Consider the following 6,202-nt stretch of genomic DNA (forward strand, 5'->3'; position numbering starts at 1 on the left):
ACAAATGAAAAAAAATATACGTGCTGGCAGGTATACAACAGACAATTCTGAGCCGATTGTTGTGTTCATTATCGGAATGAGAATCAATAAACGCTGGGCTGTTCATCAATGGCTGCCAGTATTTAAGGCGATGCCGGGGATGATCAAAGAACTTTATACACATCAAGAAGAACTTGGTTTTCTCGGGACAGAAAATTACTTCGGTTTACGCACCACCACCATGATCCAATATTGGAAATCAACAGAGGACCTCCTTGCCTACGCCAAGATGGAGAAGCATTTGACTGCTTGGAAAGGATTCAACCAAAGAGCACGACATAATGACGCGGTCGGAATTTATCATGAAACGTATCAAATTCAAGCCGGCTCATATGAATCTATCTACGTGAACATGCCTTCATATGGATTGAGCCAAGCTAAAGCGCCCATCCTAATTGGAAAAGGGAAAGGAAAAGAAACCGCAAAAGAACGCCTTTCTACAACAAATTCCTAGAGCTGATTCTCTAGGAATTTCTTTTTGCAACCATCACAAAATGTTTTAATATGCGGGCAGTTAATCCCCAAATGGTGTAACGATTGTAATCATAAAACCACTCTTCAATCGAACGACTCCCCCAGCTGTATTTTTCACCATTCATGATTTTTTCATAAGGAAAGTCCTCTCCTGGTGTTGGCTGCACCGATACATGGTGTAAGTACGGTTCGTATTGGCTGAGCCATGATAGAGGCACAGTAAAGGTCTCCTCTACTTCTTCTTGATTAAAGGAATGTTTGACCTGCTGTTCATCAATGATCCCGACAAATGGATATACCACAAAGGATGGTGAGGCAATATAAGGGCTGAGCTGTCCTAAAACCTTGACGGATTCAGGCGGAATCCCTAGTTCTTCATATGTTTCCCGCAGTGCAGCTTCTTGTGCGGTTTCGCCACCGTCGAGTTTGCCTCCTGGGAAGCTAATATCGCCAGGCTGTTTTCTCATCGTCAGTGATCGCACTTCAAATAAAACATGCCATTCCCCGTTTACTTGCACCAAAGGGACAAGGACTGCCGCTTTGAACGCTGTCTCTTCTCCGATAAATAGCGGCTGTGATTGATGTAAGTCACTTTTTAATTGATCAATGAACATGGGCATCACCTATTTTCTGTTTCTCTTTTCTTTAGCGTATCATTGATTCTCTTTTGAATAAAGGCGATCTTTCTGACAATTATTTTTATCATTTTGACAACTATACTTGTCAAAATGAATATAATACTTTACAATCAAGATAACATTTTGATCAGAGTTGAGGTGACAGAATGAAAAATCGGCTAAAAGAGTTGCGGGCACGTGATGGTTTAAACCAGACGGAGCTTGCGAAACGGGCAAAGGTTTCCCGCCAGACGATCAGCTTAATGGAACGAGATGAATTAATGCCGTCTCTCTTACTTGCTATGAGGCTTTCACGTATTTTTCAAGAACCCATTGAACATATTTTTCTATTCGAGGAGGATGAACTCACATGAAAACTGTATACAAAATGCTCTTAGGTGCTCTCCTTGGTTTTCTCGGTGCTTACTGTTTGCTGGCAGCCGAATTTGAGCTGACACTTCTGCAAGCTGCATTTGAAGCAACTCTTGTCATCACTGGCTTGACAGTTCTATTCATCATTTATTGTTTTTCAGGCATTTCGCGCATGAAGAAAAGAGTCTCTCTTTCAGTATCTGGTGATGAGGAGGATGAACTCGAGGCAAAACAGTATCGAACCTTTACTGATGTAACGTTAGCTAATACGGTGAGTACCATTTTATCGATTATTGCAATTGGAATTTCCATCGTAACTGAGCAGCCACTCTGGCTGATTCTCGCAAATGCTGCCTTATTTTTGATCACCGTCATTCTTTCTTATGCATCGATCTCTGTCCTAAAGCTCGTCTATCCTAATCGTCACCTACCTAGTCCAACCGATAAAGATTATGGCAAAAAACTGCTCGCCATTTCTGATGAAGGCGAAAAGCATGTGATGCTCGATGGGCTTTTTCACACTTTCCAAATGATGAATATTTTATTGACCGGTGCCATGTTTATTTTGATTGTCTATTCTCTTGGCGCCAATCACTCTCAGCTCTTCTCCATCATCGTCGTTGGGCTTGTTCTGATCATTCTTAATGCATACTATATGTTGAAGATTCGAAATCGTTAAATAAGCAAAAGCACAGTCTTTAAAATTGACTGTGCTTTGAGTAACTGGCGGAGTATCGAATTTGAAATGAATGATTGATCAACTTCTTTCATTTTTAGTTGATAATTTATTTACAAAATATGAAATAAATATTCCGACAAAAATAATATTAAAGAGGTTGCCTATAATAAATTCAAAAATTGGAATATATGCAATATTCCCCTCGTCAACTTGGATGATCGGGTAATTATAAAAGGGTTCTAATCCTTTATATAAGATTAAAAGAGTGCCATCACCCTTATACTCACCACTATAATGATATTCGAAGTGATCATTATAAATGTAAAAAGACCCGAAAACAGCACCAATGATAAAATTAAAAAAGACATAAATAAAAATGAAATTTGCTAAATGCATAAAAGTAGATTTAAAAATATCCATTACACTTTTTAGAAATAAATAAGAATATAAAGCCGTAAAAAAAACTATTATTGCTATCATGTTAACGTTAGACACATTCTCTAAAAACTTTAATAAAAGAACAAGAGGATATAATATCATTATACTTAGCTTAGTACCGTATTGTGCAACATTGACCTCTTGCTTATCATTTTTATATGCTAAAAGGACAGCGACAAGAATCAGAAATAATAATCCAACATAAAAATATAACTCTTTAAATTTAAAATGCTGAACAAATAGAAGAAGGAAAAACGAAAAAAGGATGCCCCAAACAGTAAGTTTCCGCAAACTGTTAATAAAGAGAGATTTTATCACAGCTCTCTTTATTAATTTTTTTAAATCAACCCATTTTAAGTTACCTTTAAATTTAATTCCTCTCCAATTTACACCACGGAAAAACTTCAAAATGATTTTATAATACCTTTCCATATAAAATAAACTTGTTATTATTACAGGTATTAATAGAAGTATAAAAATAACACCAAATAATATTATACCCAATCTTATCCTCCTCTCCCAAAATATTTCTAAGATTATTACGATTCATAAGAAAAAAGGATTCAAAAAAAAAAGCCTATTACGGCTTTTCCATTAAACAGCACGGCGTTTCTTTCTTGCATAAATCAAAAATAAGAACCCAAACCATACGGGTGTCAATAACAGCGCTGGACGTGTAGCATCAGCGAAAAGCATGATGACAAGAATGGAAGCAAAGAGCACAAGAACCGCTATATTCACAAAAGGTGTAAATGGCGCTTTAAAGGTAGACGCCTTATGCAGTTCAGGACGTGTCTTCTTATATTTCAGATGGCATATTAAAATAATACTCCATACCCAAATGAAACAAATGGCACTGATCGTAGTCACAATACCAAAGGCTTGTTCAGGAATCAGCTTGCTTAAAAGAGCCCCTACTGACACCACAATCGTCGACACAAACAGGGCATTACTTGGAACAGCATGCTTATTTAGTCGGCCAAAAGATGCCGGTCCTTGTTTTTGATGACTGAGATTATACAAAATTCGGCTCGTTGAGAACATACCGCTATTACAAGCAGACGCCGCAGATGTCAGGACGACAAAGTTGATGAGTCCCGCCGCTACTGGTATCCCAATGAGCCCAAAGGTTTTCACAAAAGGACTTTCTGATGCACTGAGTTCTGTCCATGGGTTGATGCATAGTAATACAAAAATCGCACCTACATAGAAAAAGAGAATTCTTAATGGAATTTTATTAATCGCAGACGGGATATTTTTTTGCGGATTCGCTGTTTCTGCTGCTGACACACCGACAAGTTCCACGCCCACATACGCAAAAATCACCATCTGGAATGACAATAAGAAGCCTGTCACACCATTTGGAAATAATCCTCCGTGTGACCACAGATTCGTTACCGTCACGGGCCCTGCATCTGTTTGAAAACCAATGATTAACAGGACAATTCCAACGCCAATCAACAGTAATATCGTAATCACTTTAATCAGTGCAAACCAAAATTCCATTTCTCCAAAAAGCTTCACCGTTAATAAATTAAATCCTAGCAAAATCAATAAACAAATAATAGCAGGAATCCACTGCGGAATATCAAACCAGTACTGCACATACACCCCGACCGCAATAACATCCGCCATCGCTGTCATAATCCAGCAAAACCAATACGTCCATCCTGTCACAAAGGAAGCCCATGGTCCAAGATAATCCTCTGCTATATCCGTTAAAGACTGATAGCCCGCCTTAGATAAGAGCAATTCTCCAAGTGCCCTCATGACAAAAAAGATGGCCATTCCGACAATTAAGTACGCAAAAATGATCGATGGTCCTGCCAATTGAATGGCTTTTCCAGACCCTAAAAACAGCCCAGTTCCAATCGTTCCGCCAATGGCAATTAATTGAACATGACGGTTTGATAAATCTCGCTTTAACTCTTGTTGTGCCAATTTCAACACCCTCCTACGACACGATCCTATACTGAAATAATGAACTCTCTAAAAGTCCATAAAAAAAGAGATTGGATGCGCTCCAATCTCACGGTCATAAAAGAATAGCAAAATAGAGAAAAGCAATACACAGTATGATCCATGCATCACAAATACAATATTTCGTACTCTTCTGTCCTTTTGCCTGAGATTGTGAACCCTTCGGCGCCGCACATACATGCGGTCTCTCCAGAAGCTGCTCCTGCCATAGTGTGACCCACAGCAATCATAGCCTTCGATATTTACTTTAAATGTTGCTATTTCTGAATAATTTTATATTTTACGCCTCTAAAAGAAAGCTGTCAATGGTAATCTTTCAAGATGTTGTTTCCTCCTTATCTGAAGCTGATATGACATCACTTCATCAACACCCCTTGATTAAGGTATAATGAAACAAAGAATGTTCGGCTCGTTTGGTGGAGACATCCATCTTGATGATGAACCATAGTTAGGCAATCCAATGAAGTTGGTGAAGACAAATGAAAAAAATGAACAAACAGCGTGTGACATTACAAGAAGTCGCTCGGCATGCCGGTGTATCGACTTCAACGGCCTCACTCGTTGTTCGCAACAACCCTAGGATCTCTGAAGCCACCCGGAAAAAAGTGCTGCAATCCATGGAAGATTTGGGATACGTGTACGATCGCGTCGCTGCCAACATGCGGTCGAAAAGTTCAAATATTGTAGGTGTGATTGTCACGGATATTTCAAACACCTTTATTTCTGAATTTTTAATCGGTGTGCAAACCACCCTTGAGTCACTTGGCTATACCGTTTTACTTGGGACAACCTTTGATAGTGTGGATAAGCAGGAGCGGCTCATCTCCACAATGGTAGAGCACCGAGTGGGTGGAATCATCTTAAATCCAGCATCGAAAAGTTCGACACGAACGGTGAAACAATTAAACAACATTCGCACACCAAAAGTATTGGCAAACCGTGAATTAGCAGATGTCCATTGTGATTATGTCGGCGTTGATTATGAACAAGGTACTTGGATGGCGGTCCGTCATCTTCTTCAAAAAGGACATCGCCGCATCGCTTTCTTAGGCGGAGTCAAATCCTCCTCGACTTGGATTGAACGGATGAAAGGGTTCAAAAGAGCCCATGATGATGAGGACCTGACGATGGATGAATCTCTTATTATCGATATGATGCCTACCCGTGAAGGCGGGAAAGAAGCCCTTGCCCAAGTGATTGACCTTCCCGAACCACCTACTGCTATTTTTTGCTTCAGTGATTTAGTGGCGTTTGGGGTGATTCAAGAATTGGCAGCGCGTGACATCAAGCCTGGTGAAGACATTGATGTAGTTGGGTTCGATAACATCCCTGAAGCGGAGATGTATCACCCGCCGCTCACCACAGTCTCATCATTTCCACGATCTATTGGAGTCAAAGCAGCCAACCTTTTGTATCATAAAATGAACGAGCAAGATGAAGAACTGCAGCGGTTAATATTAAAGCCTCAACTTCATATTCGAGAAACCTCGACATGATCATGAAAAGGAGAATTGCAAAGCGATTCTCCTTTCAGATTGTTGACAAAGGGCTAAAATGAACTTTATTTTAGCCCTTTGTCTTCTTTTCAGCGTGATAGAAAACC

The 6,202-nt window shown here is 39.6% G+C and carries 7 protein-coding genes and 1 riboswitch; of the genes, 4 read left to right on the forward strand and 3 right to left on the reverse strand.

Features of this window, described 5'->3' with window-relative positions:
* Positions 1-4 precede the first annotated feature (4 nt).
* Positions 5-493, forward strand: coding sequence for a DUF4188 domain-containing protein (locus ACTJJD_RS14760; RefSeq protein ID WP_035390052.1), 489 nt, complete (start codon positions 5-7; stop codon positions 491-493).
* A 10-nt stretch (positions 494-503) separates the two neighbouring features.
* Here ACTJJD_RS14760 and ACTJJD_RS14765 read toward each other — a convergent pair whose 3' ends face one another.
* Positions 504-1,127, reverse strand: a complete 624-nt coding sequence (locus ACTJJD_RS14765) for an NUDIX hydrolase (RefSeq protein ID WP_017368402.1) — start codon at positions 1,125-1,127, stop codon at positions 504-506.
* Positions 1,128-1,297: 170 nt separating this feature from the next.
* Here ACTJJD_RS14765 and ACTJJD_RS14770 point away from each other — a divergent pair, with 170 nt between their 5' ends.
* Both ACTJJD_RS14770 and ACTJJD_RS14775 read left to right on the forward strand, forming a co-directional pair.
* Positions 1,298-1,504, forward strand: a complete 207-nt coding sequence (locus tag ACTJJD_RS14770) for a helix-turn-helix transcriptional regulator (RefSeq protein ID WP_008347396.1) — start codon at positions 1,298-1,300, stop codon at positions 1,502-1,504.
* Positions 1,501-2,181, forward strand: a complete 681-nt coding sequence (locus ACTJJD_RS14775; protein ID WP_041092666.1) for a DUF3169 family protein — start codon at positions 1,501-1,503, stop codon at positions 2,179-2,181. The genes ACTJJD_RS14770 and ACTJJD_RS14775 overlap by 4 nt, the downstream gene beginning before the upstream one ends.
* Positions 2,182-2,259: 78 nt before the next feature.
* Here ACTJJD_RS14775 and ACTJJD_RS14780 read toward each other — a convergent pair whose 3' ends face one another.
* Both ACTJJD_RS14780 and ACTJJD_RS14785 read right to left on the reverse strand, forming a co-directional pair.
* Positions 2,260-3,123, reverse strand: a complete 864-nt coding sequence (locus ACTJJD_RS14780; RefSeq protein ID WP_440608591.1) for a hypothetical protein — start codon at positions 3,121-3,123, stop codon at positions 2,260-2,262.
* A gap of 90 nt (positions 3,124-3,213) precedes the next feature.
* Positions 3,214-4,560 carry an amino acid permease gene (locus ACTJJD_RS14785; protein ID WP_326114769.1) on the reverse strand — a complete coding sequence of 449 codons (1,347 nt, stop codon included), beginning with the start codon at positions 4,558-4,560 and terminating at the stop codon, positions 3,214-3,216.
* 162 nt (positions 4,561-4,722) lie between these two features.
* A riboswitch (glycine riboswitch) is annotated at positions 4,723-4,802 on the reverse strand.
* 276 nt (positions 4,803-5,078) lie between these two features.
* Between ACTJJD_RS14785 and ACTJJD_RS14790 the strand changes: the two genes are divergently transcribed.
* A complete protein-coding gene (locus tag ACTJJD_RS14790; protein ID WP_281201135.1) occupies positions 5,079-6,095 on the forward strand; it encodes a LacI family DNA-binding transcriptional regulator in 1,017 nt (338 codons plus the stop codon).
* Positions 6,096-6,202: the final 107 nt, after the last annotated feature.

Origin of the sequence: Bacillus sp. 22446, assembly GCF_052044955.1 — a bacterium.
Classification (GTDB): Bacteria; Bacillota; Bacilli; order Bacillales; family Bacillaceae; genus Bacillus; species Bacillus altitudinis.

What these genes read in the sequence shown, in the direction of transcription:
- ACTJJD_RS14770 (WP_008347396.1), top strand. Translation starts at nt 1,298, where the DNA reads ATGAAAAATCGGCTAAAAGAGTTGCGGGCACGTGATGGTTTAAACCAG.
- ACTJJD_RS14775 (WP_041092666.1), top strand. Translation starts at nt 1,501, where the DNA reads ATGAAAACTGTATACAAAATGCTCTTAGGTGCTCTCCTTGGTTTTCTC.
- ACTJJD_RS14765 (WP_017368402.1), bottom strand. Translation starts at nt 1,127, where the DNA reads ATGTTCATTGATCAATTAAAAAGTGACTTACATCAATCACAGCCGCTA.
- ACTJJD_RS14760 (WP_035390052.1), top strand. Translation starts at nt 5, where the DNA reads ATGAAAAAAAATATACGTGCTGGCAGGTATACAACAGACAATTCTGAG.
- ACTJJD_RS14790 (WP_281201135.1), top strand. Translation starts at nt 5,079, where the DNA reads ATGAAAAAAATGAACAAACAGCGTGTGACATTACAAGAAGTCGCTCGG.